Origin of the sequence: Mesotoga sp. HF07.pep.5.2.highcov, assembly GCF_003666285.1 — a bacterium.
In the GTDB taxonomy this organism is placed as follows: Bacteria; Thermotogota; Thermotogae; order Petrotogales; family Kosmotogaceae; genus Mesotoga; species Mesotoga prima.
The window spans coordinates 1-859 of the sequence record NZ_JFHJ01000667.1 but is presented as its reverse complement, the minus strand read 5'-3'; the positions used below and the strand labels follow the sequence as shown (position 1 = coordinate 859).

Annotated in this window: 1 protein-coding gene; it reads right to left on the bottom strand. The window is 49.4% G+C overall.

Translation table 11 applies throughout. The features are described 5' to 3' along the window. Positions 1–143: 143 nt before the first annotated feature. The gene (locus tag BG32_RS14190; protein WP_006489862.1) at positions 144–662 is read right to left on the bottom strand and encodes a GrpB family protein; all 519 of its coding nucleotides are present in this window, start codon (positions 660–662) and stop codon (positions 144–146) included. Between the last annotated feature and the right edge of the window lie 197 nt (positions 663–859).

Sequence of the window (859 nt, the reverse complement as noted above, 5' to 3'; positions counted from 1 at the left end):
ACAGATCCTCTCTCTGGAACGAACAACTTCTCCTCGACGAACGGTGACCACTCTCTTGCTCTTCCAACCTCTGACCACTGACCTCTAACCTCTACGCGCGTTTCCATTTCCACTACGGGCGCTGTGGTCAAAACGTTAGTTTCCTAAAGTGGATCCTTCTGCCGTCTCAGTATCCCCTGGATGAACTCAGCCTTGCCATTTGTATAAGCTTCTCTGTTATCTCTGTATTTTTCGGCGAGCTCTTTCTTGAGCGCAGCGTATTGTTGTACTATCTCTGGGTTTTCACGCAAACAGTTCCTGAAAAAGATGTGGCCTCTCCAGAACTTGCTTCCAAAAACGACCAAGTGTACGTGGCAGTCAATCTCACTGCCGGATCTTTCAAAGTACCTTCTTTCTGGCATTGAATCCTCGTGCTCGGGTCTGTAAAGATAGCCCGTTCTTTCAATGAATGGCACGCAGGAATCGGCTTGTTCAAGTGATGATACGCCAATCATTATGTCGATCACGGGTTTGGCCTGCAGTCCAGGAACTGCTGTGCTTCCTATGTGCTCGATACTCATCTCAACACCTTCGAGCGCGGCATAGATCAGTTCCGCTTCCCTTCTGAAAAGCTCTGGCCACGATGAATCATACTCAGCGACTATCACTGGCTTTCCTCTCAAGGGATCCCTCCTCAACTGTCCTTCAATTGAACGTTAGTTGGCGTTGTGGGTAATGAACGGGGGAAAGATCGATTCCAAGACCTTCACCTTTTCAGGAACTTCGGAGATCCCCCAAGGAACGTTCTTCCATGAGTCCGTACGAAGCCTTCCATGTCTCCAGAGTCTTGTGGGTGAAAGCCTTCCTGTCAGGAGGGGTG